Source organism: Exilispira thermophila (genome assembly GCF_055389015.1).
Genome location: NZ_AP042476.1, coordinates 1,929,637 through 1,954,745 on the forward strand (window position 1 = coordinate 1,929,637; position 25,109 = coordinate 1,954,745).

Genomic DNA, 25,109 nt, shown 5'->3' on the forward strand with positions numbered 1-25,109 from the left:
ATCAGTTTATTTACAATTTCATTTATATCTTTTAGATAATTTATTTTGCATTTTATTTTATTTTGTCTTATTTTATTTTGTTTTATTTTGTTTTGTTTTATTTTGTTTTGTTTTAAAATTATTTTTTTAATCTTACTATTAATATTTTTATAGCATATTATTATTTATATTTTTTTTATTATATCTTTTATCAATTGTAATACTTAATAAAAAATTATCTTCCAATTTCCATTTTTACCTTTAATTTTTTAAATAAATAAGACATTAATTAAATTTATTAATCTTTTAATTAATATATTTTATTTATTTACTATTTTTATTAATAATTTTAAATTTTTGTTTGACAATATCAAAAAGTGGATTATATTTTTATAAAAGGTAAATAAAAAAACAAAAGGAAAAAACATGGATGAGCTAAAATTAATAAAATCAATGTTTAATGATGGTAAAATATCACGAAAAGAAGCCAAACAACTTCTAAAAACAGTTCTATCATCTGAAATTAATGATAAATACTATAAAAATACAATAAAAGAAGAAAGTATTAAAATTAAAATCATAGCTGAAGAAAGTGAAAATAAAAAAGTTGATGTAGATATTAATATATCTTTTAAATTTTTGAATTTGCTAAATGAACTTAAAACTGATGAAGATAATGATATTGACTTTACTTTTAATGATAAAAACTTTAAGGTTGATGTTGGAGATATTATAAATCTGACTAATAAATTAAAAAATGAAGGAAAACAAAGTGATTTTATTGAGATTACAGAAGAGAATGGTACTAAAGTAAAAATTTATGTTTATTTAATTTGATAATATTAATTTTTAATCAAAAAAATATTGAATAAATATTAAAGAAGCAATTGATAATCATTTGATTATCTAACATTTTTAAAAATCTGGAGGAAAAAATGGGACATATATTATTATTTTTGTTAAGATTACTTACATTCGCAATATCTTTTGGGATTGGAGTAGGTATCTTTTTTCTATATAGAATAAAAATAAATGAAAATGATTACAATAAAACTAAGCAAATACTATATTTTGTTTTCACTCTACTTGTTATGTTTACCTTTAATTCATGGTGGTTAATTATAATATATTTTCTTTTAATCCTTGGTGAATATATGAGGAAAACAAACATAGAAGAAATGATAGCTTTTGAAGAAGAAAAACTTGATGATTTTACAGATGAATATTTAGATAGGGATATTTCAGATAAAGATATAGATGATTTCATTAATAATATTGTAGAACATAGAAAAATAAGAAAAAATAAAAAACTTATTATTTACATTATAGATTGGAAAAACAAAAGTAGAAAAAAGAAAAAGAATGTTCCTGAAAAAGTAATAATTGACTTTCCTCTTGGATTAATGGGCATATTCGCCTCAAAATTTTTACAAAAATTGTCATTTATACCAAAAGAACACCGAAAGAAATTAAAAATATTTAAAAAGATATATAAAGTACTGAAAAGAACAAAAGATCCATTTTCTATTACAGTTAATGCTAATGAAGAAAACAATAAAGCTTATGTAAAAATATTCGTTGCATAAAATTTGTTATTAATAAAATTAATTTTTTTCTGCTATTCTGAAAATCCTATAATGCACATTAAAATATTGAAAATATTAATTAAAAATACAATATATTAAAAAAAGATACTGGAATGTTAAATATGACAAAAAGAATTATTTTCACTTATAATTTTGCAGTCAATTACATTCTTCATATCTTTTCAGTAGCTAAAATAAGTTATGATTCAGAATACGCAAACCTATACAGATCAAGTGTTGATCATCAGGACCTCGAGTACCTTGAAAGCCATAGGTATCTGCTTGAATTTGGAAATGGTAAGTCAGGACCTTTTACTTCTTTCTGTTTCTTTCTACCAGCTTATCTAAATCTAGAAACAAAAGATAATTTTATAAAATATTATAATTTATTAATTAACAGTCTTGTAAACAATAACTTTTCTAATTTTCTTAAGCAGTATTCTCTTGATTTTGAAGATCCCTTTTTATTGACAATGTATAAGATCTTCAAAGGAATCCCTTATGAGATATGGGAAAATAATATAAAACCATTAATGCAAAAATTCAAAAAAATAGCTAATATTTTTATTAACAATATTGATGGATATTACCCAATCTGGAAACAGGTTGAGTTAATTCTTAAAAAAAGGGCAAAGAAATTGAATAAATACTTTGGTAAAACTAATATTATTCACGAATGGGAAGAAGTCACAGGGAAAACCTTTTTAAAAAATAATTATTATATTTTACTATGCTATACAAATAAGAATGGACCAGATGCCAATAGTTTAAGTTATGATAAAAATATATTTTACTATGATTCACCAGATGATTACCTTAGAGATTTTGTTAGCCACGAAGTTGGAACACATTTATTATGTGACCTAATACTTTTAGAAAAATTTGATCCAATTAGATATGCAGCTTTTGAATGTTTAGCTAAGTTTTTTAATCAGAAAGTTTTAAAGTCTAAAAAATTGAGTTATACTTTATCTGTATTTAATGATAATAAGTTCTTATCCTTATATGATAAGCATTATAAAAAAGGTATTAAACTTGAAAAATTGATAGAACTAGCTCTAAAAGAAATAAAGTGATACAATCCTTCGTCTAACAAAGCATATCTATAGCTAGTTAAAATAATTGACCTTATTTTAATGGATTAATAGTAATTTAAAGGTTTTTTAAATTTGAAAATAAAATATTTATAAAAAAAGTTAAGTTTTTATATGTGAATAAAATGTATAGATAAATAAAATAATACTAAATTAAGAGAATTTTTTAATTAAAATAAATTAAAGATATATTTTTTTATTAAAGAAATTTTTGACTACATTACAGTTGCCAAAGGCTAAACAAGTATAAAAACTTCGTGGTTGGTGCAGTTAATAATAAAATTGAAATTGTTATATTTAATTATATAAATTAAATAAATTAAATTAATATATATCCTAATTAAAATTTCTCGTCTGGATTACAGTTGCCAAAGGCAAAAAAGAAAAAATAAAATATTTTTGTTTAATATTATAAAAGATTAAATTTAATATTTACATAGCTGTACTAAGGAGAGAAATTTTAATTAGGATATACTAGTTCTTATTTTTAAAATATTTTTATAATTTCAATTTTATTATTAGCAAAAAAGATCTATCATTATTAAAATTTTTCGAACGATTGTTATTTGTCAAAGGCTAAAAAGTATATATTTTTTCGTGGTTGGTACAATTAATAATAAAAATTGAAATTATTATATTTAACTAAATAAATTTAAGTTTGATATCTATACAAATTGAAATTTTTTGAATGGATTTCAGTTGTCAAAGACTTAAAAGAAAATATTATTTTCGTGGTTAGTGAAGTTAATAATAAAATTGAAATTGTTATATTTAATTATATAAATTAAATTAATATATATCCTAATTAAAATTTCTCGACTGGATTACAGTTGCCAAAGGCAAAAAAGAAAAAAATAAAATATTTTTGTTTAATATTATAAAAGATTAAATTTAATATTTACATAGTTGTACTAAGGAGAGAAATTTTAATTAGGATATACTAGTTCTTATTTTTAAAATATTTTTATAATTTCAATTTTATTATTAGCAAAAAAGATCTATCATTATTAAAATTTTTCGAACGATTGTTATTTGTCAAAGGCTAAAAAGTATATATTTTTTCGTGGTTGGTACAATTAATAATAAAAATTGAAATTATTATATTTAACTAAATAAATTTAAGTTTGATATCTATACAAATTGAAATTTTTTGACTGGATTACAGTTGCCAAAGGCTAAACAAGTATAAAAACTTCGTGGTTGGTGCAGATAATAATAAAATTGAAATTGTTATATTTAATTATATAAATTAAATTAATATATATCCTAATTAAAATTTTTTGAACGATTGTTAGTTGTCAAAGATTAAACAAAAGATATATTTTTCCGTGGCAGATGAAGTTAATAATAAAATTGAAATTGATATATTTTATTAAATAAAGTTAAAAAGTGTTATCTATCATTGTTAAAATTTTTTGAGAGTATGTTAGTTGTCAAAGACATAAAAGATTAAATAGTTGGTTTCGCTTGATGTTATTATTTATAAACCTATAGAATTACATAACTAACCTAGCGAAAAAAATTTTAACAATGATAGAATTCTTTCTTATTTTTTAAATACCTCAATAATTTCAATTTTATTATTTCTTTTTTTTCTTTTTCTTCCAAACTTTTATCTCTTGTTTTTCTTTTGATTTGGTTTTACCTGAATAGACAAGATCAGGGAAATAAACCTTTCGAGTTTGTAATAAATAAATCATAACAATACCTAATAAAAACATTGGAAAAGAAAGGATTTGCCCCATTGTAAATGGACCTAAAATAAATCCATTATTTCCCCAGTATTTATCAGGTTCTCTAAAAAATTCTACAAAAAATCTAAATAATCCATAGCCACCAATAAAAGTCCAGAAAACAACACCTTTTTCAATTTTATGTTTTTTTCTTTGAGCTTTCTCCATAAAATAAAGGATTAAAAAAAGAACTAATCCCTCTAAAAGAGCTTCATAAAGTTGAGATGGATGACGAGGTACATCACCACCATATCTTGGGAAAACCATTGCCCATGGTACATGTGATGGCCTTCCATATAATTCACCATTTATAAAATTCCCTAATCTACCAAAAAATAAAGTTATTGGAATTATTACAACAATTGCATCAGCAAGACCATAAAAATCGATTTTTTTATATTTCAAATATAACCAGATTGCTAAAATTACACCCAATAAAGCACCATGAAAAGACATACCACCTTCAAATGTATAAAGAATCTTTAAAGGATTATGTAAATAATAACTAAAATTGTAAATTAACACAAATCCTAATCTTCCACCAATTAATACTCCTACTGCACCCCATAAAATTAAATCCCATTCTAAATCTTCAGGTAGATTAAATCTTTCTTTTAAATATTTCTTTTTAAATATAATTGATAGATATATCAAAGTTATAATAAAACCTATAACATACATTAATCCATACCATCTAATTTCAAAAGGACCAATTTTTGCAATTGTTGGATTTAAATTAACTATCATTCTAACTCCTTATTCCAAGAATTTTTCTAGCTTCGTCAGGTGTTGCAATTTCTCTTCCAATTTCATTAGCAATCCTGACAATTCTTTCAACAAGTTGAGCATTGGAAATAGCAAGGACCCCTTTTTTATAAAAAATATTATCCTCAAAACCTACCCTTACATTTCCACCCATAAGTATAGCATAAACTGCCATTGGTAACTGATGTCTTCCTATCCCTGCAACAGTCCAGGTTGAGCCTTCTGGCAAATGTGAAACCATAGTTGTTAACATCTCTAAAGTAGCAGGAGATGCTCCTGGAACACCTAAAACAAGGTCAAAATGTAAATGCTTTTTCAACAAACCCTCTTTTTTCAATCTTAGTGCATTAAAAATATGTCCTACTTCAAAACATTCAAGCTCAGGTAAGACATTATATTTTTCCATTTCTTTTGCAAAATTTCTCATTAAAGGAAGATCGTTAACAAAAATATCATTTCCAAAGTTGGTTGTTCCACAATCTAAAGTTGCCATTTCTGGTTTTAATTTTACTGGTTGAATCCTCTCTTCCCAGCTCATTCCAACAGCTCCACCTGTTGAAGGTTGAATAATTGGCATATTGTCTTTACATGCTTCTTTTATAGCATCAATAGCCTTTTTAAATACATTTATATCCTGTGTTGGAGTTCCATCATTATTTCTAACATGAAGATGAATAATTGAAGCACCAGCATCAATAGCTTTTTTAGCCTCTTGTGCTAATTCTTCAGCAGTTATAGGTAAATTTGGATTATCATTTTTAGTAACTTCCGCTCCACAAATTGCTGCTGTTATAATAAGTTTATCCATAATTAACTCCATTTTTTAATGTTTAAAATTACTTACATACCAAATAATCCACACTTAAATTAAGATATAGATTTTTTTTTTCAAGATAATAATTTGTAATATAACAATTATTTTTTTTATACATAAACACCTAAAATTTATGGTCAAATAGTTTTGTAAAAAAATAATATAAAAAAGGACCGTCTTAAACTATAAGACAGCCCTTTTTTCTTGGTTACTTTAATAAATTTTATGTTTTGTTTTAACATATTAACTTTTATATTAGTTAAAAATCTTATATTATTAAAAGTTTAATTATTTACCCTTTATATAAAACAAATTATTTTCCTTCATAGTAATTTTTAACTTTATTTGCTATTTTTACATACCCTACAAGCATTGGGATTTGTAAAATAGGGGTAATTGCAGAGGGAATTGCCATCATACCCATCCCTGCAGCCATTGCAATTGCCATAGCTGTACCTTCATTTTTTCCAACAGATGTAAATGCAATTGCCATATGATCCTTATATGGTAATTTAAGAAATTTATCAAAATAAGTTAAAAAACTTAAAGAAATAATATAATAGAATGTTAAAGGGATCAATGATATACCAACCGCAGCAGGTTTACTTGCAACTAGTTTTGCTTTTTCCATAAAAATTAAAAAAACTATTGTATACATACCTAATAAGGATATTGAAGGAAATAATGGTTTAATTTTTAGAAATCCTTCATCACCAAGCTTTTTTAAAAGTATTGATCTTGTTAGCACACCAAGAAACATAGGAATAATTACAACTATTATAATTGTTTTTATTAACAACCACGCTGAAACACTTAAATTGTATGCTGAAGCAAAAACTTTTAACCATAAAGGAACAGTAACAATTGCAAGTGTAAAAGAAATTGCAACCAAAATTGTTGCTAGTTCAAAATTACCATCAGTGAATCCTGTATATGCTATTGACATTGATGAACAGGGAACAACGACTGCAAGAATTAAACCTAATGCAAGATTTGGCTCAACATTATGGAAAAGCTTTGTTAAAGCTATAAGTCCATACATTAATAGAGGAGCTAAAATTAAACCAAAAAGAAGAGCAATGCTTATTTGTTTCCACAATTTTATAGAGTTTTTTAATTCACCTAACTGTAAATTTATCATCATTGGGTATATCATTATTATAACAACAGTTAAGTTTAATATTTTAAATAAATTTTTGTGTGCTGAAACATTAATGTTTTTACCCACAAAGAATCCAGCTATAATACTTAAAGTTACATAAACCATTAAAAACTTATCCAGATGATTTTTAATTTTTAAAAGATTCATAACATATCTCCTTTTATATTAGCTTATTTTTTAATATTCCTATATTGGCATATATCAATATATAAAAGATAAAAAAAATTTAAATAGGAGTCAAGAAAATTAAATAATAAATTAATTTTTAAACTATAAAATTAAAAATATTACTAATTGCTGGGGATTTAGAATAATTATTCATACATTATGAAAGAGAATCGAAATTATAAAAAAGACCTTAATTGAAATAGAAAAATAATGTTTAATTTGATATATATAGGTAATTAACTTATAAAATGGAAAAAAATAAGATAACTAAATTTTATCTATATCTATTGCATGAATCCATTTCCCTCTTGAAAACCAATAAATCCCTATCAAAGAAATTAAAAGGTTTGAAGCAAACATTGCAAACCAGATCCCTAATGGATCTTTTAAAACAATGACTGCTAAAACATATGCTAAAGGCACTCTTATACCCCATAATCTACCAATATTTAGAAACATAACAGGTTTAGTATCACCAGCACCCTGAAATGCACCTGTTATAATTGTAAACACTCCAAAAAATACAACTGATGGTGAAACTATTTTAAATAACATAGCTCCCCACTTAATTGTTTCTGGATCATTAACAAAAAATTTTACAAAAGAATTTCCAAAAAAGAAAGTAAAAGTCATTGCAGGAATTAAAAATGCAAGATCTGCCCAAACAGCTATATTTACAGCTTTTTTTGCTCTTTTTATGTTTTTTGCGCCCAAATTTTGTCCCATCAAAGTTACAGTAGCTCTTGACAATCCCATAGCAGGCATATTAAAAAGAGATATAATTCTATTACCCACTCCAAATGCTGCTACAACTGCTGTACCAAAGGAATTAACTATTCCTTGCAATACAGTAAACCCTAAAGCAGATAACCCCTGCCCTATAGAAGCTGGAAGTCCAATTTTTAGAAACAAAAGAATTGCATTTTTATCAGGTTTTAGATTTTCTTTCTTTAATTTTAAACCTTTTTTACCTTTAATTAAAATATTTAATGCAATTATTGTAGATATCATCCTTGCAAAAACTGTTGCAATTGCAGCACCTTTTACCCCTAATCGTGGAAAAATCCAGATACCAAAAATTAATATAGGATCAAGAATTATATTTAAACTTACAGTAAAAAATTGTATTTTTAATGGTGTTATTGTATCACCTATACCCTGCAACGAAGAAGACAGGATAAACATCCCAAACATAAAGGGTAAACCAGCAAGCACAATTGTCATATAATCTTTAGCAAATACGAATACATCGTCAGGAGTTTGTAGTATTCTCAATAAAAAAGGAGTTAAAAGGATTCCAATTATCGCTATAATAATTGCTCCAGAAAACAATAAAAATGTTGTTTGGCCAAGATAAAAATCAACTTTTTCCTGATCTTTTTTTCCTTTAGATTGGGCAATTAGAGTTGTACCAGCCATTGAAAGACCCATACCAAAAATTATTAAAAAAAAGATTATGTTAAATGAAATTGTTGGGGCTGAAATTTCTGCTCTTCCCAACTTTCCTAAAAAAAAAGCATCTGTGATATTATAAAGAGTTTGTAAAAAGTTACTCAGCATAATAGGAAGAGCGACAATTAAAAGTGATTTTAAAATATTACCCTTCGTTAGGTCATATTGTTGTAAATTTTTAAATTTATTCATCAATAATCCTTATATTTTAAATAAAAGTTGATTGCCTTAAATAGTTAAGAAAACTTAACTAATTTTTTATAAATTTCAATAAAATATTGCAAAAAATACAAAAATAAATAATAAGAAAAATCCAAGTAATAAGAAAAATATACATCATAAGATTATAAGATTATAAAAATAAGGAATATAAAAAGGAATATAAAAAATATTTTTAAAAAAAAGATATTAAATCATTTCACCTTGATCTCTTTTCTTTTTGGATTCTTCCTTTAACTTTATATCAAAAAGCTTTAGTTGTTTTGCTGCAGATTCATCTAACTTTTCATACAACTTTTCTCTATAGTACATACCTATCTCTTCTCTATTTTTAAATTTACTTTTAACCTCTTTATTTAACCATGATATTTTCTTCCCTTTTAAATAAAGGTCGAAATCAGCTACTCTTTCTCCATCTCCATTATATTCCAGGCCAAGGAGAAATTCTTTAAATTCTATTGGTTTTAAAAATGAAAATATCCTCATTTTATAAATTAATACTGTAATCATAACAAAGGGATGGTCTTTTGACCAACCTTCACTTAAAATAAACCCCCCATCATCAATTGCTCCTAAAGCCAACATTAATCTTTTATAATGAAGATCATACCTCTCTTCACTATCATATAATCCAACCTCATATTCAATACCTTCTATTTTATCAAGTGACCTGACAATATACATAAGAATATTATTATTTAACTCAGCAAATAATTTATTAACAGGTTTTTTAATAAGTAAAACTTCTGGAATTGTATCTTTGAATTTTAATACTTTAGAAAGAGATTTTTTTGAAAGAAATATGATAGAATCATTTAATTCACCTTCATAAATTGCTTCATATACATTCATTGGTTTAGCATTATAATTATCAATTAATAATTCTTTAACTTTTTCTGAATTTTCAATATAGCGCATTATTATATTTGAAGGTCCAAACTTTATATCTTTTACATCTTTACATAGATGTTTCAAAATTAAATGAGAAAGAAAAACTTCAGAATTAAAATCAAGATAATAAACATATTTAGCATCTTCTGCAGAAGTTTTGACAATATTATTTTCTGTAAGAAAAATTATGGTTGTATCCTCTTTTGCTAATTCACCAGCAATATAAAAGGATGTTGGTTTTACATTAAAAACACTTTCAAATTTTTCCTTAAATTTTTCTATGTTAATAGGTTGAATAAAAACATAATTTGATGATCTTCTTAAAAAAAGCATATACCCCCCCTTTTCCTTAATTTACATCCCTCTTCTAAAACCAGTTCTTATTTTTCGACATTCATTTATAGAAGAAGGATACTTTATTCTTACTACTTTATCATCTTTTTCATATATTAGATTTATATAGTTTAACCCATTTAATAATCTACATCCACTTTTGAAATATATACCTGATTTATTACACAAATTGAACACTGTTAAATCATGGCCATAAAGATAAAAATCTAAATAATTATCAAAATTTTTAATATTTATACTATTATAATATTTTTTATAATTTATATTATTATTCATCTCATTAATATTAATTTTATTGTTTAATTTATAGTCTATATTATTTTCTTCATCATTATTTTTAATTTTAATATTTTCATTATTATTTATTTTAGTAATTATTTTATTATCTATATTGTTATTTATTTTATTATCCAATTTATAAGTTGATAAATATTCTTTATGAAAAATATGTGAGATTAAAATTTTTAAATTACCAATTTCTATTTTATAACCAAAGTTGTCATAAATGTCTTTCTCACTAATTTCTTTATTCTGTTTTTTTAATTTATTGATAATTGAAAGCTCTGGTATAATTTTAATTTGATCCATTTTATAAGCTTCATCTAAAATATTTTTGTTTATATTATTCATATCATTTTTTTTGAAATTGCTTATACTAAATTTTTCAATAAACTCTTTCTTTTTAAACTTTGTTTTCAAAAATATTATATTATCATCTATATTTTTTTCAATCTCTGAAAAATTGTCATGGTTTCCTTCTAATAAGATAAAAATTATATCTTTATTTAAATGAAATCTTTTAATCAAATTAAGAAATTTTTCTTGATATTCATTTTTTATTTTTTTGTTAATTTCAAGTTTTAAATTATCAATTATATCACCTGTATGTATCACAATTTCTGGTTTCAAAATATTAATAATAGAAAAAACAAAATTATAATAACCATAAGGTATATCACTAATATGCATTATAAAAGGGTTTTTAATTTCATTAATTTTGGTATTTTTAAAAGTGAGATAATGTGAAGTTAAATATCTATATTTTATTTTTCCAAAATATTTTTTTAACATAACAAACTCTAATTTTTTTTACCTAAACATTTTACATCATTAATATTAAGCAATTACTTTCAACCAATAAACCTTATATTTTTTTATCTAAAACCATCATAATTTTAATAAACTAATATTTTTATTTTTAATCTTGTTTACATCTTTACTACTTTAATATAGTTACTTTTTAAAATTTTTCTATTGTAAGTTTAATGAAACTTTTCCAGATGTATTATATTATTATTTAAAATAAACAAAATTACATACAAAAAGAAGAAAAAAGTTGATTACTTTATAATTTATTATATAATAAATTTATAAATATGAATAATTTTCAGTTTACATTTACTTAAGAGAAAAACTATGGATAAAAAAACTACTTTTGAATTATTCTCTACAAACTTTCTTATAATGTCTCATGAATTCACCTTAAAATTTCTAAATAAATACTCTGCGTTTATAATATCTTTTTTGATATATAATAAAAATAGGGTATTTTTAAAAATAGATAAAAAAATAAATAATAGAAATTTATCTATTAAAAATGAAAATTCTTCTTTTAAAAATTTTTATACCAATTTTATAAATAAATACAATAGCAAGTTAAAAACTACCAATAAAATCATAAATATATCTTTAGATAATAATTTATTATCAACAATATTTACTATTAGGAATAAAGAAAAATTTTTAAACAAATATTCTGTAAATGTATATACTATTAAAGTTAACAATTATATGTCATTAGTTTATATTTTGGGATTTTCTCATAAACTTGATAAAAAAACAAATACATTAATTACAACTAACTTTAATTTATTAGAGAATGTTTTAAAATCTCTTAATTCAACAATAGTTGAAAACTTACCACTTATTAAAATTCTAGAAACTTTAAGATTTACTTCATTTTTTATTCTTAACCATAAAAATGAAATAATAACTTTTTATTCACCTGACAAATTATTTAAAGATATTAAAAAAGGGGAAAGAATTGATGATATATTTGAAACTATTGAATTAAATAAAAAGATTAACAATAATAAAACAATAACTAACTGTATATTATATTATAAAAATAATATCTACAATGATATATCAATGATTGATATAACATTAGACTTAGATAATAAATTATCACCAAAATTGTTAATTCTTAAAAATAATTTCTATATTAAAAAAGAAAGTCTTATCTCTGAAATTTTTTCTATTCTTTATAATAAACATAAATCTTATAACAAAAAATTTGAAGAAATTCTGGAAAAAATTAGAGTATTTTACAATGCTGATTATATATTTCTCTCATATCCTTTTAATCATAAAAATCTAAGAAACTCAGATAATTCAAAATCATTTTATAATTTATGGGAACAATTTAAAAATATAAAAATACAAAATATGATAAATAAGGGAAAAGACCTAATTAATGATAGTTCTTTCATGAATATCAATAAAATGGTTTCAAAATCAAATAAGTCAGTTTTTGTTACTGAAGATAACCCTATATTTAAAAAAGATAAAGGATTTAAATATTTAAATATAAAGTCCCAGATTACATGTGAAATTAAACCAAAAAATGACACTTCCTGGCTTTTAGGTTTATGTTATATTGAAAAGAAAATAATACTAAGAGCATATGATAAGTCTCTTTTCGATTCTATGAGTCAAATTATTGCTCATTTTCTTGAATCAATGAGATACAATAAATCTATTAATGAAACAATTGAAAATTATAAAAACTTATTTGAATCAATTCCATTACCAACAATTGTTATTGACCTTAATTATAATATTATACAAACCAATAAATTCTTTTTAAAACTAGTCGAAAAAGAATCTAAACAAATAATAAATAAAAATATGTTTGATTTTTTTCTATTATCATATATTAGAGGGGAATTATATTATTTAGATGACGAAAATATTAAAAAGTTTTTTTTAAAAAAGGATTTTAATTCTATAGCTTTTTTCAATTTTTTAAAAAATCCCTATATTAAATCAAGAAAATTCTTTTTTAGACTTAAAAAGACAGAAAAATTTTATATATTTGAAATACATAAAAAAAAGATCATAAATAACAATAATATTCAATATATTATAATCTTCTATGATTTAACAGATAGACTAAAATTAAGTAAAAAATATGCTGAAATTGCTAAATTTGAATCTTTAGGAAATATAACATCAACTGTAGCTCATGAATTCAACAATTTATTAACTGGAATAAAAGGTAATCTTGAATTAATTAGAATGCAGGTAGAGTCATTAATAAAAAATAAAAACCTAGAAAATGCTAATTTTGAAAACCTGAAAGAATCTATAAGCGATATTTTATATCTTACTGACAAGGGGAAAGAGTTAACAACTAATTTACTTGGATATAGTAAAAAAAGACCATCACAATTAGAAACAATTGAAATAAACAAATATCTAAAAAATGAAATTAAAATTTTAAAAAATTTAATTGGTGAAAGAGTAAAAATTAGTTTTAAACCTTTTGATAAATCTATTTATATAACAATTGATAAAAATGGATTATCTCATGTATTAATGAATCTATTTATTAATGCTAAAGATGCAATGGAAGGAATTGGATCTATTAGTATAAGTGTAAAAACAATTAAAATAACAAGAAAAGAATATCCAAAAGTTGATGAAAAATTTTTAAACAAAAAAATGGTTGTAATAAAAGTTGAAGACATAGGTACAGGAATACCTGATGAATATATAAACAAAATTTTTGACCCTTTTTTTACTACTAAAGAAGAAACAAAAGGAACTGGACTTGGTTTATCATTTGTTAAAGGATTTGTAGAACAACATAAAGGATTTATTCGCGTTACTTCTAAACCAAATGTTGGTACTACCTTTTCACTCCATTTTTCTATTAATTTTAAACCAGCAGATATTTCTGAAAATAAAAACATTAAACATATAAAAGATACAAATAATGAAAATAACATTAATTATTTAAAAAATAATATAAAACAAATTTTAATAATAGAAGATGAAGAAACTATTTTAAAATTTTTGAAAAAATCCTTTAATAATATTGGAATTGAAACAATAGTAGCTAATAATTTTCAAGATGCTAAAAATAAAATTAGTCTTAATTATAATAATCTTGATTTTATAATTTCAGATGTAATTTTAAAACAGGAAAATGGTTACAATCTTTATAAAAGGATGAAAAATTTAAAAGATATCCCCTGGATCTTTATCTCTGGTTATCCACTTAATCTTATAAATAAACTAAACTATGTTAAAGATGATATTGTCCTTTTGCAAAAACCTTTTGAATTTCAAGATCTTATCAATTTAATGGTAAAAACTTTAATAAATTTAAGATTTTAAACTTATTCAGGTCTTACTATAATTTCATCTGAAAATACAGATTTTTGATTGATATAAGCATCATCAACCGCTCTGATTGATATATAGTATTGAATAAACTTATCTAAAGTTAGAGTTATATAGTTATTTGTAGTAAAAATAGGAGAATCGCCTTCCTTTGCATCATGGTCAATATAAAATCTTGATCTTTTTCCATAATAAACATAATATCCTTTTATATCACTTTCAAGATTCTTATCCCATTTTATCAAAATTTTACCATTACCCAATAGTTCATAAGTTAATCCTGTTGGTTTAGAAGGGGGATAATTTGGGACAAAATCATATTTCAAATCATATACTAAAGGGCTATATTCACCATTAAATGAAGGGAAAAGTTTTAATTTCCATTGAACATATCTTCCTTTTAATACAGGTCCATTAGATGTAATCTGTTCCCACGGAATTGTATCATCATTTTCATCAAATATCTCTTCTGAAGCTCTTGCAAAAACATAAACTTTTGTTTTATTACTTTCATCTGCAATAGGTTTAAAATTTTTATATAATGAGGAATAATAATTAAAATCTATTACTTTTGATGTAATTTCCCCAAAAGATGTAATATATTTACTTAAATTAAATTCTTCCTGATAATACTTCCCAATATGAAACTCATCAATATTACCAAAAAATGAATTGCCTATTATTAAGGGAACTTTTAAATAATCTGAAATCTTTGGAACCAACAAAGTTCCATTTTCTTTACCAGTTTCAGTTATCCAAACTATCTTCTTTTTTCTATTATTTTTTGTTATTACAAGTTTCCCATTTAAAGCATTATAACTAATTGCAATATGTTGCCAGCTTGCAATGTCTAAAAATACATTTGTTAATACATCAAAAGATATAGGATTATCTTTTAAATAAAAAATATTTGAAAAAGTTAATTTAATTTGATTTTTCTCCAGATAACATCTAATGCCTGCATAATCAATCTTATCAAACTCTTTAATATAAGTTGGTCCATAATAAGAAAATATCGTATTCCCTTCATATGAAGCTTGAGGATATAACCAAAAATCTATAATAAATGATTTTAATTCCTTTCCAGGATAAAATATCGAATTTTCTGTTGGAAAAAGCTCTATCTTATGATGGTGAAGTGAAAAACTTGCTGATGCATTTCCTAAAATTTTATTATTTATATCAGGAATGTATGAAATATATTTTTTTATGTAATTTCCATATATTTTCAAATCTTCTTTATATTTAGAATTAAAATGTAAAATAAGGTCAGTGTTTTGATCATAAGTGTATTCATTTTCTTTTAAAGAAAAAGCTATATTATTTTTAAAAAGAAATTTTTTAACACCTTCAGTTTTATAAATGTTATTCCAGTTATTATCTTTATTTTCATAAATTACAGTATTTTTTATTGAAAAAGAGAAAAATAATAATACAATTAAGAAAAATATAAATTTGTTTTTCATCATTATTTTATCGATAAATTAGAAAAAGAATTAATACTACTTTATTTATTAAATATTGTTTTATGTTTTTTATTTATAAAAATATAATATTGACTTAAAACAAAATTATAAGAAGTAACTTTGTTATAAGAAATAGTAAGAGAATAATTTGAATTACCAACATTACAGGAAATATCATACTTTTTATTTTCTTCTATAGCTCCTGATAACATATCTGTAAAATATTTTGAAGGTTCTTCCCCCTGTAAAAGAATATTAATCTTCGTTTTTTCAAGTTCTAGATCTGGACTAATTTTTAATTCTTTATAAAAACTATTATTAACTTTTACTATTTCGAGTTTTTCATTAATGACAATAGTAGGAATATTTATTAGATCAATAAGAAGGTCATTACCTTTATCCAGTAAGGTTATTTTCTCCCTTTTTAAATTATCAAATTCGGATAGAGTTTTTACAAAATTATTAAGATATTTTCCTAAATTCCCAAATTCATCATTTTCCGGAAATCTTATATCAAGATTAAATCTTTCAGTATCTGAAAGATCAAATTTTTTAAGAATTTTCATATAAGTAGAAATACTATTTATTTTTATAAGTGAATATAATATTAACAATAAAAAACTTGAAAATGAAATTGATAATGAGATATAAAAATAAATATTCATCTTTAAGCCATAATAAACAAGATTTAAATAAAAAAGGATTATAATACTAACTATAAAAATAAAAAATAACCATACATAAAAATTTGGTCTTCTAAATGGATTCATTTTTGTTCTCCTGAATCTCTAAAAATATATCATGGATTCTTAAACTTAATTTACCTGAATTAATATCTTTTTGAAAAGAATAAATAATCCCTTTTATATCCTTTAATTTAACATTTTGCAAATAAGTTTTGGATTTAAAAAAAACAGATTCAAATTCATTTTCTCCCTGTTTTACAATAAATTTTGCTGAGCTATTTTCCCTACCGATATATCTAAGATTTGTAATCTCAACAGGATATGAAAGAAAAATTGGTTTTTTAAAACCTTCACCAAAAGGTTCCATCATAAAATACCACTTTTTAAAATTTTCATTAATATCATCAAGATTCAAAATACAGTCAAAATAGTTTTTAATATCTTTTTCAACTTTAACTTTTTTAATAGTTTTTTTTAGTTCAATTAAAAATTCTTTATATTTTTCCCTTTTCAATGTAAAACCACATGCTGAAGGATGACCCCCAAAATTTTCAAAATAATCATTAAATTTGCTTAAAAAATCAAAAGCATCTAAAAATTTAAAACTTCTAAAAGAACCAGTTATTTTATCTTTATTATCAATAATCACTATAGCTGGTTTATTATACATTGAAACAAATCTTGAAGCAAGTAATCCTGAGAGGCCATGCTCTGTATCAGTCAATTCAAATACAAGGATATCGTTTTCATCATGAACAGTTGGAAACGATTTAATAATTCTATCAACAGTTTCTGTCCTCTTTCTATTTAAAGAGATAACATTTGATATTATCTGTTTAAGTTCAATATAGTCATCTGATATAAAGTAATTTAACAGGATCTCACCTTTACCAAATCTTCCTGGAGAATTTAGTATAGGTGAAATCTTCCAGATAACATCTTCAGAACTTATAGGATATTCTAAATAAAAAACATCTGAAACCATTACATCAATTTGTTTTAAAGTCCTGGAATTTATATTTTCTAATCCCTCTTTAACAAAAATTCTATTTTCATCCTGTAAAGGCATTATATCTGCAATAGTTGCTAAAGCAACATAACTTAATTGTTGTTTAAGATATTTATATATTTTTTTATAATTCATTCTTAAAAGAGAAAAGAATTCAAAATATTTGAACATATGTGGTTCTGGATAATTTTCTTTAAAAAATTGAATAAATCCAATTTTTGGATATTTATCAGGGTAAAGTTCTTTATATTCCTTGAGTTTTAAACCTGATAAAACCTTATTAGAAATATTAATAGACCTAAAAAAACTGAATAATAGAGATTTATTATCAGTAATAACAGTTTTTCCTGGAAAATAAGACTCTATAAATTCCTGTAATTTTTCTATTTCTATAACATTACCAAACTTAAATACATTACCACCTTTTAATGCAATATCATTAGCTTTTTTAAGAAACTCACTATTTTCTACTTTAACAGAATAACTAAAATTTTTATTTATAGTTAACTGTTTAATTTCAGTAATTTCTATATTAATATAAATATCTTTTCTAGACTTAATCTTCCATTCAATTTTTGACAAATCAACAAGTATAAATATTTCATTAAATAACTTTATTGTTGAAAAAAGGTATGCCTCAATTAGTTTAAATGCTACCCCACATCCAGATAAAAATTTAAAATAAATGTGTTTTTCTATTTTAGGATTAATTATTGCATAAGCATCTGGTAAAACCTCTTTTGGATTATGATGGTCAGTAATAATTACATCTATACCTTTTTCTTTAGCATATTGAACTTCTGAAATAGCAGAAATACCGTTATCAACAGTAAGTATTAAACTAACACCATTTTTGTAAAAATAATCTATTCGCTCATTACTTAAACCATACCCTTCATTTTCAGAAGGTATTGCATAAATAATATCTGCACCAAATGTTTTTAAAAAATTAAAAAGCAAAGTTAAAGCTAAAATTCCATCTACATCAGAATCTCCAAATATTGCAATTTTTTCTTTATTCTTAATTGCCCCCTTAATTCTTTCAATGCTTTTTAACATATCTTGATATAAGAAAGGAATTGAAGTATAATAAAAATCAGAAAAGAAAAGTTTATCAATTTGAAAAGGTTTTGTGAATCCCTTTGAATAGAGAATTTTTAAAATAGGTTTAGGTACTGAAAATATATAAGAGTCAATATTATCTATATCTTTAAAAAATTCCTGTTCATTAAATCTTTTATTTTCATCATTTAAATACCAAATTTTACCTGTATAAGATTTTATTTTCATATACCTTTATTTAACTTTAAATATTTTAAAAATCAAATACTTTTAATATTTAAATTTGTTAGTGAAAATATGTTATTTTCAATTATAATTTTTTAAAGATTTATTTGTAAAACTAATATAAAATATTTAAATATAAAAACAGATATAATTGAGCCTATCAATAAAAATATCATAAATTAATGTAATTTTGAATAAATATCCATAAATTATAAAAGAGAATCAAGATTTTTAATACATACTAAAGGAGAATTAATTTGAAAAATAAAATGGATAATATTGAAAATAATATTAAGTATATACTTTTTGAATTAATAAGTATCGCTTTTTTTAATTTAAATAACTTTAATACATACAAATCAATAATGGAAAATAATTTTAATAAATTTTATAAAAAAAAATATATATTACAATTTCATTCTTTTATCAAATTATTAGAAAAATGTTATAATTCAAATAATTATTCAGAATTTGAAAATTTTCTTAAGATTGATGATAACAATATTAAAAATATCAATAAAGATAATATAGTAAAATTCTTATTTAATCTTGGTGTATCACAATTTATAAATTACTATAAAAAAAACTATAATTATCTTTATAATAAATTTATAGAAATTAAGAATTTAATAAAAAAAATAAAATTAAAAGAAAACAATAAAAACAAAACAAATAATGAAACTAGCAACAATAACAATAATAATAATAATAGAAATACAATTATTGATAATATAGCTAAATTGATTTCAGAGATTTTTTTACCAGAATTAGAAATTGAAGAAAATGAAATTCTTAATAAATGGAAAATTGAAATAATAAAAAATAAAAACAGGGAATTAAAACCCCAAGATTTTATTATTCAATTAAATGGATTGTATACATTAAGTAGTTTTTCTAACATAAAAAATAGAATAAGAAATTATGAAAAATATTTAAATAATCTGAACAATTTTAAAAACATAAATAAATCTGAAAGTTTAAATTCCTCAGAAAGAAAAAAAATTATTGAAGATTATAAAAATCTTATCCAAGAGTATAAGAAAATAGAAAATAATCCTGGTGAAAGGATTGGGGTTTATGATCACCCTGTAGAAATATTTTGTGAAAAAAAAGAACATGAACTTTTGAATTTTTTAGAAGAATTTGACAATGATATTAGCTTTGAAAAAACTAAAAATGTCTTTAATAAAAACTATAAAGTACCTGTTATAATTTCAATATCAACTACACACAAAAATCTTGAACTCATAGTCTCAAAATGGGTAAGATTTGAAATTAAAAATCTAAACCTTAAAAATTTAAATATTTTTATTCTTGACAATGAAGTAATTGAGCAATTAAAAAAGGAATTATTCAAAAATCAAAATAAGTTTGAATTATTCACAGTAGAAGGAAATTATTCTAACCATTTTAATGCTTTAAAATATATGCAACTTATTTTTGAAAAAGGGTTTAACATAAAAGCAGGATTTAAACTTGATACAGATGAAGGGATAAATTCTGAAAATTTATATTCAGTAACATCAAGGACATGGTTTCAGACATTGTGTAATAAAAGTATTGGAAATATTGCTAAAGCTGGAAATGGGAAAAAATTTAAATTAAGTTTCATTATTGGAGAATATGTTAATAATATAGATATTATGAAAACAGGATATAAAAATGCATTATTTGAATCTGATGTTAAACCTCCCTCAACCTATAATAACAATATGATATTCTTTAACAAAGGATTCGCTCATGCAAAAGCTACTTCTATTTACAATAAATTTTCTAAATATAAATTTGAAAAAAATAATTCTGAATTTGATTCCAATTCAATTTCTCATCCTGTTGTAAAAGGGGGTGGTTATGGTATCGAAAATTCTGGTTTAAAAAAATATACCCCTTTTTGTCCTTCTTTCATAACAAGAGCTGAAGATCAAGCTTTTTATTATTCTGGTTTTTCAAAAGGGATAAGAGGAATTTTTATTGAAACATTAAGAATAACACATTACAAAGAAAAATATTCTCATTCAGAGGAAAAAACTACTTTTGATAGATTAATTGAAGACATACACAGGTTAATCTTGTTTAGTGAAATAGGAAAATTTTTAAATAATAAAAATTATCTTGACCCATTACCTGGAGTATTCATTAGTAATATGGCTTTTTGCCAAAGTTTCATTACTATAGTTTATAATACTTTTTTATTAATACTTAAAAATCAGTATGAAAATGGAGAATATTTATTATACAATGGTGTTGAAAGGTTATTGTATTTACATAAATTTTTGCAAACCAATAATATAAAAAATATTTATAAAAAAGAAGAGATGCACTGGCAGGATTTTGTTAAAACTGTAGAAAAATTGGATCCTGATTCTGTGAAATCATTTTTAGAAAAAAGATTTATTTAATTTTTACATAATAAAATTTAAATAATTAGACTTTATAAATTAATTTATATCAATAACTCCATCATAATTAATATTTTTCAATTGGATTGTAGTTGTCAAATAAGATAGATGTACTATGACTTCGTGGCTGGAACAGATATTTAAAAAATATTAAATTATAATATTTACTTAAATAATTAAAAGTTATATCTCTATCATTGTTAAAATTTTTTGAGCAATTGTTATTTGTCAAAGACTTAAAAGATAAATATGTTTTTACGAGGTTTGTGCAGTTAATAATAAAATTTGAAATTATTATATTTGATTAAATAATTAAAATTAATATGTCTATCATTATTAAAATTTTTCGAGTGGATGTCAGTTGCCAAAGGCTAAAGAGATAATATTTTTTATTTTTTATTAATGTTTAAAAAGGTTAAACTAAAAGAATTACATAACTGACCTAATGAGAAAAATTTTAATAATGATAGAATCTATTTCTTATTTTTTAAATATCTCAATAATTTCAATTTTATTATTAACAAATAGGATTTTTTCGATCCCCCTCTCAAGCTTATCTTTTTCAAAACAATTTAATATAACCTGTCTTTCTTCTTCACTTATTCCAAATTTTAAATCTATTAATTTTATCAAATCCTTTTGCTTTTCAAGTATTTGTCCTTTTAGTGTTCCTTCTTTTAATCCTTCTATTTTACTTTCTTTTATTAATGATTCTAATATTGATGGCATCTTGCTCTCCTTCTCTTCAATTTTTTTTATCACCATTTCTCTATCTTCACTTTTCAATATTCCAAATATATATACATAAAATATTCCTTTTATCTCACTATTTCCTATATCTTTATCTATTATATCAAGTATATTGTATATTATTTCCTTATCCTCTTCTGCTTTATATTTTAATACATCAAGAGCTAATTTCAAGTATCTATTATAATTCATTACTTTATAACTTAATTTATTCTTACTATCATTAAAAAATAGATATTTAAAATTTAATAAATAGTTTTTAAAATTATTCTTAATCTCTTTATCTATTTTAAAATTATTTATAAATTCTGTATCAATATCCCATTTACTTTTACCATGATAAAATACAACAGGTAATATTAAAGATAAATCTTTGTTATTTTGAAAATCATGTTCCCATTTAACCAACATATATCGTAATAGTTGAATAAAGATAGCATTATCCTTATAAGATTTATGTTCAAAAAGGAAGTAAATGTTAATATTATGTTTTGAGTTAATTAGATTGGTTTCAAAAACAAGGTCAGCAAATCTATTTTTAAATTCTTTTGTAATGTAAGAAGAGTTAACAACTTTTAGGTTATTGATGTTAATATATTTTTTGATATTATCAGGTAATATGATATTAATAAAATCTTTCGCATTATTACTATTTTTAAAAACAATTTTAAAGAAAGTGTCATGTGGATGTTTAATAAAGTTATGATATAGTTCTTTCATAAAATATATCTCCATTTATTATTCTTTTTTATTATTCCTGTATATTATTTTTTTGTCTTTTATTATTTATAGACAAGAAAATATTCAAAAAAGTTGCAGAAATGAAAAAATTTTATTTCCGTGGTTGGTGAAGTTAATAATAAAATTGAAATTGTTATATTTTTATTAAATAATTAAAAACATATATATCCTAATTGAAATTTTTCGACTGGATTGTAGTTGTCAAATAAGATAGATGTACTATGACTTCGTTGCTGGAACAGATATTTAAAAAATATTAAATTATAATATTTACTTAAATAATTAATTGTTATATCTCTATCATTGTTAAAATTTTTTGAGCGATTGTTATTTGTCAAAGACTTAAAAGATAAATATGTTTTTACGAGGTTTGTGCAGTTAATAATAAAATTTGAAATTATTATATTTGATTAAATAATTAAAATTAATATGTCTATCATTATTAAAATTTTTCGAGTGGATGTAAGTTGTCAAAGGCTAAAGAGATAATATTTTTTATTTTTAATTAATGTTTAAAAAGATTAAACTAAAAGAATTACATAACTGACCTAATGAGAAAAATTTTAATAATGATAGAATCTATTTCTTATTTTTTAAATATCTCAATAATTTCAATTTTATTATTAATTATATTTTTTAAGTATATGAGGAATGTTTGAAATAATTATCTGAGGTTTATGATTGATAGCTCTTTTAAAAAGATTTAAATTATCTATACCCCAGAATACTGTCCCATAACCCTTTTTATCAAACTCATAAACAATCAATTCATTAAGATAATCAGCATGAAAATGGATATAATCAGGAGCTGCAAATTCCCAAAACCAGAGGTTTTTAATGTAAAAAGGTACATTCTCTTTAGATAATAGCAACCCTCTTAATATTTCAGGAGCTATTTTTTTAAATCTATATAATGAAAAAGGATTAAATGAAGAAACAATAACTTTTTTTTCTAAATTAAGTTTTTTTATAACTTTATAGACCTCTTTTTCAATCCCATTAGAAAAGAGTGTATTGGATTTTATTTCAATATTAATAAGTTTTACATCTTTTAAAAATTTTAAAACCTCTTCTAAAAGAGGAATTTCTTCTAATTCATTTGAAAAATTTATTAATTTAAATTTTCTAATTTCTGAATAATTTAAATCAGATATCTTTTTATTTACCCCAAATACCCTTAACAAGTTAAAATCATGAAAAACAATTAACTTTTTATCTTTGGTTAAATTTGCATCAAGTTCTGTTCCATCAATATTAAATTTTTTAATTAAGTTAAATGAAGGGATAGAATTTTCAACATCAATTGACAAAATACCTCTATGACCTATTATTAAGGGCTTTTTTTCTTCGTTAAAATATATTTTTCTAGGTTGTATTTTCTTTTCTAAATTATATTTAACAATTAAAATAAATAAAATAACAGCAATGAAAACAATCAGTAAAAGTTTTAAAAATAACATAAATAATCCAGGATAAAATAAGTATTATAATTATACCAGATATTTTTTTAAAGTAGCATTATCTTCTATAACCAGAGTTAATATAGAATTAATTGCTCTTTTTTTATAAATTTCAAAAGATTCAGGTTTATCAAAAAGCCATTGTAATAGTAATCCATCAATAATAGCTTTAATAGTTGAAGAAATATCATCTATCTTTAAACCTTTTCTAAATATCCCTTTTTCAACACCCTCTTTCAAAATGTCATGTGATTTTGATATTGCAAATTTATTAAACTCAAGATTTGGTTTTTCAAATTTTTTATTTCTTGTACCCTCTCTTAGAAAATCAAGATAGAAAAGATAAAATCTTCTGTTTTCTTTAATTGAAAGAAAAGAATCAGATATTCTTATTTTTAATTTTTCAACTGGATCATCTATTGAACTTAATTTTCTTTTAAGTCTTCTGGAAATTTTTTCATTAACCCAATTTAACGTTTGTATAAAAATCTCTTCCTTTGCTTTAAAATAATAAAAAAGTAAACCAGGAGATAAACCTGCTCTACTGGCAATATCTTTAATAGTAATATCTTTATACCCTTTCTCAACTGTTTCAAGAAAAGCAGCAATCATTATTTGTTTGATTCTTCTTTTAACTGATTGTTCATTTCTTTGCCCTTTTAATCTTCCCATAATACCCTTCTT

The 25,109-nt window shown here is 22.5% G+C and carries 17 protein-coding genes; 5 read left to right on the top strand and 12 right to left on the bottom strand.

Going from position 1 to position 25,109, the window contains the following annotated elements; genetic code table 11:
• The first annotated feature begins 405 nt into the window (after positions 1 to 405).
• From ACZ5EC_RS08145 to ACZ5EC_RS08155, 3 genes are all read left to right on the top strand, one after another.
• Complete coding sequence (locus ACZ5EC_RS08145; protein ID WP_464301985.1) at positions 406 to 816, top strand: hypothetical protein; 411 nt, start codon at positions 406 to 408, stop codon at positions 814 to 816.
• A gap of 98 nt (positions 817 to 914) precedes the next feature.
• Positions 915 to 1,565 (top strand): hypothetical protein, encoded by a 651-nt coding sequence (locus ACZ5EC_RS08150; RefSeq protein WP_464301986.1) that lies wholly within the window; start codon positions 915 to 917, stop codon positions 1,563 to 1,565.
• Between the two features lie 122 nt (positions 1,566 to 1,687).
• On the top strand, positions 1,688 to 2,641 hold the full coding sequence (locus ACZ5EC_RS08155) for a hypothetical protein (RefSeq protein ID WP_464301987.1): 954 nt from the start codon (positions 1,688 to 1,690) through the stop codon (positions 2,639 to 2,641).
• A 1,598-nt stretch (positions 2,642 to 4,239) separates the two neighbouring features.
• Here the strand turns inward: ACZ5EC_RS08155 and lgt are convergent.
• The 6 genes from lgt to ACZ5EC_RS08185 form a co-directional block, all read right to left on the bottom strand.
• Positions 4,240 to 5,139 carry a prolipoprotein diacylglyceryl transferase gene (gene lgt / locus ACZ5EC_RS08160; RefSeq protein ID WP_464301988.1) on the bottom strand — a complete coding sequence of 300 codons (900 nt, stop codon included), beginning with the start codon at positions 5,137 to 5,139 and terminating at the stop codon, positions 4,240 to 4,242.
• A 1-nt stretch (position 5,140) separates the two neighbouring features.
• Positions 5,141 to 5,965, bottom strand: a complete 825-nt coding sequence (kce, locus tag ACZ5EC_RS08165) for a 3-keto-5-aminohexanoate cleavage enzyme (protein WP_464301989.1) — start codon at positions 5,963 to 5,965, stop codon at positions 5,141 to 5,143.
• A gap of 319 nt (positions 5,966 to 6,284) precedes the next feature.
• Positions 6,285 to 7,280 (bottom strand): arsenic resistance protein, encoded by a 996-nt coding sequence (locus ACZ5EC_RS08170; RefSeq protein WP_464301990.1) that lies wholly within the window; start codon positions 7,278 to 7,280, stop codon positions 6,285 to 6,287.
• Positions 7,281 to 7,568: 288 nt separating this feature from the next.
• Positions 7,569 to 8,945 carry an MATE family efflux transporter gene (locus tag ACZ5EC_RS08175; protein WP_464301991.1) on the bottom strand — a complete coding sequence of 459 codons (1,377 nt, stop codon included), beginning with the start codon at positions 8,943 to 8,945 and terminating at the stop codon, positions 7,569 to 7,571.
• A gap of 216 nt (positions 8,946 to 9,161) precedes the next feature.
• Entirely contained in the window at positions 9,162 to 10,196 is a 1,035-nt protein-coding gene (locus tag ACZ5EC_RS08180) for a hypothetical protein (protein ID WP_464301992.1), read from the bottom strand.
• A 21-nt stretch (positions 10,197 to 10,217) separates the two neighbouring features.
• On the bottom strand, positions 10,218 to 11,288 hold the full coding sequence (locus ACZ5EC_RS08185; RefSeq protein ID WP_464301993.1) for a metallophosphoesterase: 1,071 nt from the start codon (positions 11,286 to 11,288) through the stop codon (positions 10,218 to 10,220).
• A 345-nt stretch (positions 11,289 to 11,633) separates the two neighbouring features.
• Between ACZ5EC_RS08185 and ACZ5EC_RS08190 the strand changes: the two genes are divergently transcribed.
• Positions 11,634 to 14,621 (top strand): hybrid sensor histidine kinase/response regulator, encoded by a 2,988-nt coding sequence (locus ACZ5EC_RS08190; RefSeq protein WP_464301994.1) that lies wholly within the window; start codon positions 11,634 to 11,636, stop codon positions 14,619 to 14,621.
• A gap of 2 nt (positions 14,622 to 14,623) precedes the next feature.
• Here ACZ5EC_RS08190 and ACZ5EC_RS08195 read toward each other — a convergent pair whose 3' ends face one another.
• From ACZ5EC_RS08195 to recJ, 3 genes are read right to left on the bottom strand one after another with little or no spacing between them, the layout of a single operon-like run.
• Positions 14,624 to 16,093 (bottom strand): LamG domain-containing protein, encoded by a 1,470-nt coding sequence (locus tag ACZ5EC_RS08195; RefSeq protein ID WP_464301995.1) that lies wholly within the window; start codon positions 16,091 to 16,093, stop codon positions 14,624 to 14,626.
• Between the two features lie 41 nt (positions 16,094 to 16,134).
• Positions 16,135 to 16,863 carry a hypothetical protein gene (locus ACZ5EC_RS08200; RefSeq protein ID WP_464301996.1) on the bottom strand — a complete coding sequence of 243 codons (729 nt, stop codon included), beginning with the start codon at positions 16,861 to 16,863 and terminating at the stop codon, positions 16,135 to 16,137.
• Positions 16,850 to 19,078 carry a single-stranded-DNA-specific exonuclease RecJ gene (gene recJ, locus ACZ5EC_RS08205; RefSeq protein WP_464301997.1) on the bottom strand — a complete coding sequence of 743 codons (2,229 nt, stop codon included), beginning with the start codon at positions 19,076 to 19,078 and terminating at the stop codon, positions 16,850 to 16,852. Before recJ ends, ACZ5EC_RS08200 begins: the two co-directional genes overlap by 14 nt.
• A 254-nt stretch (positions 19,079 to 19,332) precedes the next feature.
• On the opposite strand from recJ, the gene ACZ5EC_RS08210 reads away from it, so the two are divergent.
• Entirely contained in the window at positions 19,333 to 21,474 is a 2,142-nt protein-coding gene (locus tag ACZ5EC_RS08210) for a hypothetical protein (protein ID WP_464301998.1), read from the top strand.
• 480 nt (positions 21,475 to 21,954) lie between these two features.
• Here the strand turns inward: ACZ5EC_RS08210 and ACZ5EC_RS08215 are convergent, their stop codons facing one another.
• From ACZ5EC_RS08215 to ACZ5EC_RS08225, 3 genes are all read right to left on the bottom strand, one after another.
• Entirely contained in the window at positions 21,955 to 22,944 is a 990-nt protein-coding gene (locus tag ACZ5EC_RS08215) for an Rpn family recombination-promoting nuclease/putative transposase (RefSeq protein ID WP_464301999.1), read from the bottom strand.
• Between the two features lie 644 nt (positions 22,945 to 23,588).
• Entirely contained in the window at positions 23,589 to 24,425 is an 837-nt protein-coding gene (locus ACZ5EC_RS08220) for a glycerophosphodiester phosphodiesterase (protein ID WP_464302000.1), read from the bottom strand.
• A gap of 30 nt (positions 24,426 to 24,455) precedes the next feature.
• Positions 24,456 to 25,097, bottom strand: coding sequence for a TetR/AcrR family transcriptional regulator (locus tag ACZ5EC_RS08225; protein ID WP_464302001.1), 642 nt, complete (start codon positions 25,095 to 25,097; stop codon positions 24,456 to 24,458).
• Positions 25,098 to 25,109: the final 12 nt, after the last annotated feature.

Bases quoted from the DNA above. Each gene is read 5' to 3' on its own strand.
- ACZ5EC_RS08145 (WP_464301985.1), top strand. From the start codon at position 406: ATGGATGAGCTAAAATTAATAAAATCAATGTTTAATGATGGTAAAATA.
- ACZ5EC_RS08150 (WP_464301986.1), top strand. From the start codon at position 915: ATGGGACATATATTATTATTTTTGTTAAGATTACTTACATTCGCAATA.
- ACZ5EC_RS08155 (WP_464301987.1), top strand. From the start codon at position 1,688: ATGACAAAAAGAATTATTTTCACTTATAATTTTGCAGTCAATTACATT.
- lgt (WP_464301988.1), bottom strand. From the start codon at position 5,139: ATGATAGTTAATTTAAATCCAACAATTGCAAAAATTGGTCCTTTTGAA.
- kce (WP_464301989.1), bottom strand. From the start codon at position 5,965: ATGGATAAACTTATTATAACAGCAGCAATTTGTGGAGCGGAAGTTACT.
- ACZ5EC_RS08170 (WP_464301990.1), bottom strand. From the start codon at position 7,280: ATGAATCTTTTAAAAATTAAAAATCATCTGGATAAGTTTTTAATGGTT.
- ACZ5EC_RS08175 (WP_464301991.1), bottom strand. From the start codon at position 8,945: ATGAATAAATTTAAAAATTTACAACAATATGACCTAACGAAGGGTAAT.
- ACZ5EC_RS08180 (WP_464301992.1), bottom strand. From the start codon at position 10,196: ATGCTTTTTTTAAGAAGATCATCAAATTATGTTTTTATTCAACCTATT.
- ACZ5EC_RS08185 (WP_464301993.1), bottom strand. From the start codon at position 11,288: ATGTTAAAAAAATATTTTGGAAAAATAAAATATAGATATTTAACTTCA.
- ACZ5EC_RS08190 (WP_464301994.1), top strand. From the start codon at position 11,634: ATGGATAAAAAAACTACTTTTGAATTATTCTCTACAAACTTTCTTATA.
- ACZ5EC_RS08195 (WP_464301995.1), bottom strand. From the start codon at position 16,093: ATGAAAAACAAATTTATATTTTTCTTAATTGTATTATTATTTTTCTCT.
- ACZ5EC_RS08200 (WP_464301996.1), bottom strand. From the start codon at position 16,863: ATGAATCCATTTAGAAGACCAAATTTTTATGTATGGTTATTTTTTATT.
- recJ (WP_464301997.1), bottom strand. From the start codon at position 19,078: ATGAAAATAAAATCTTATACAGGTAAAATTTGGTATTTAAATGATGAA.
- ACZ5EC_RS08215 (WP_464301999.1), bottom strand. From the start codon at position 22,944: ATGAAAGAACTATATCATAACTTTATTAAACATCCACATGACACTTTC.
- ACZ5EC_RS08220 (WP_464302000.1), bottom strand. From the start codon at position 24,425: ATGTTATTTTTAAAACTTTTACTGATTGTTTTCATTGCTGTTATTTTA.
- ACZ5EC_RS08225 (WP_464302001.1), bottom strand. From the start codon at position 25,097: ATGGGAAGATTAAAAGGGCAAAGAAATGAACAATCAGTTAAAAGAAGA.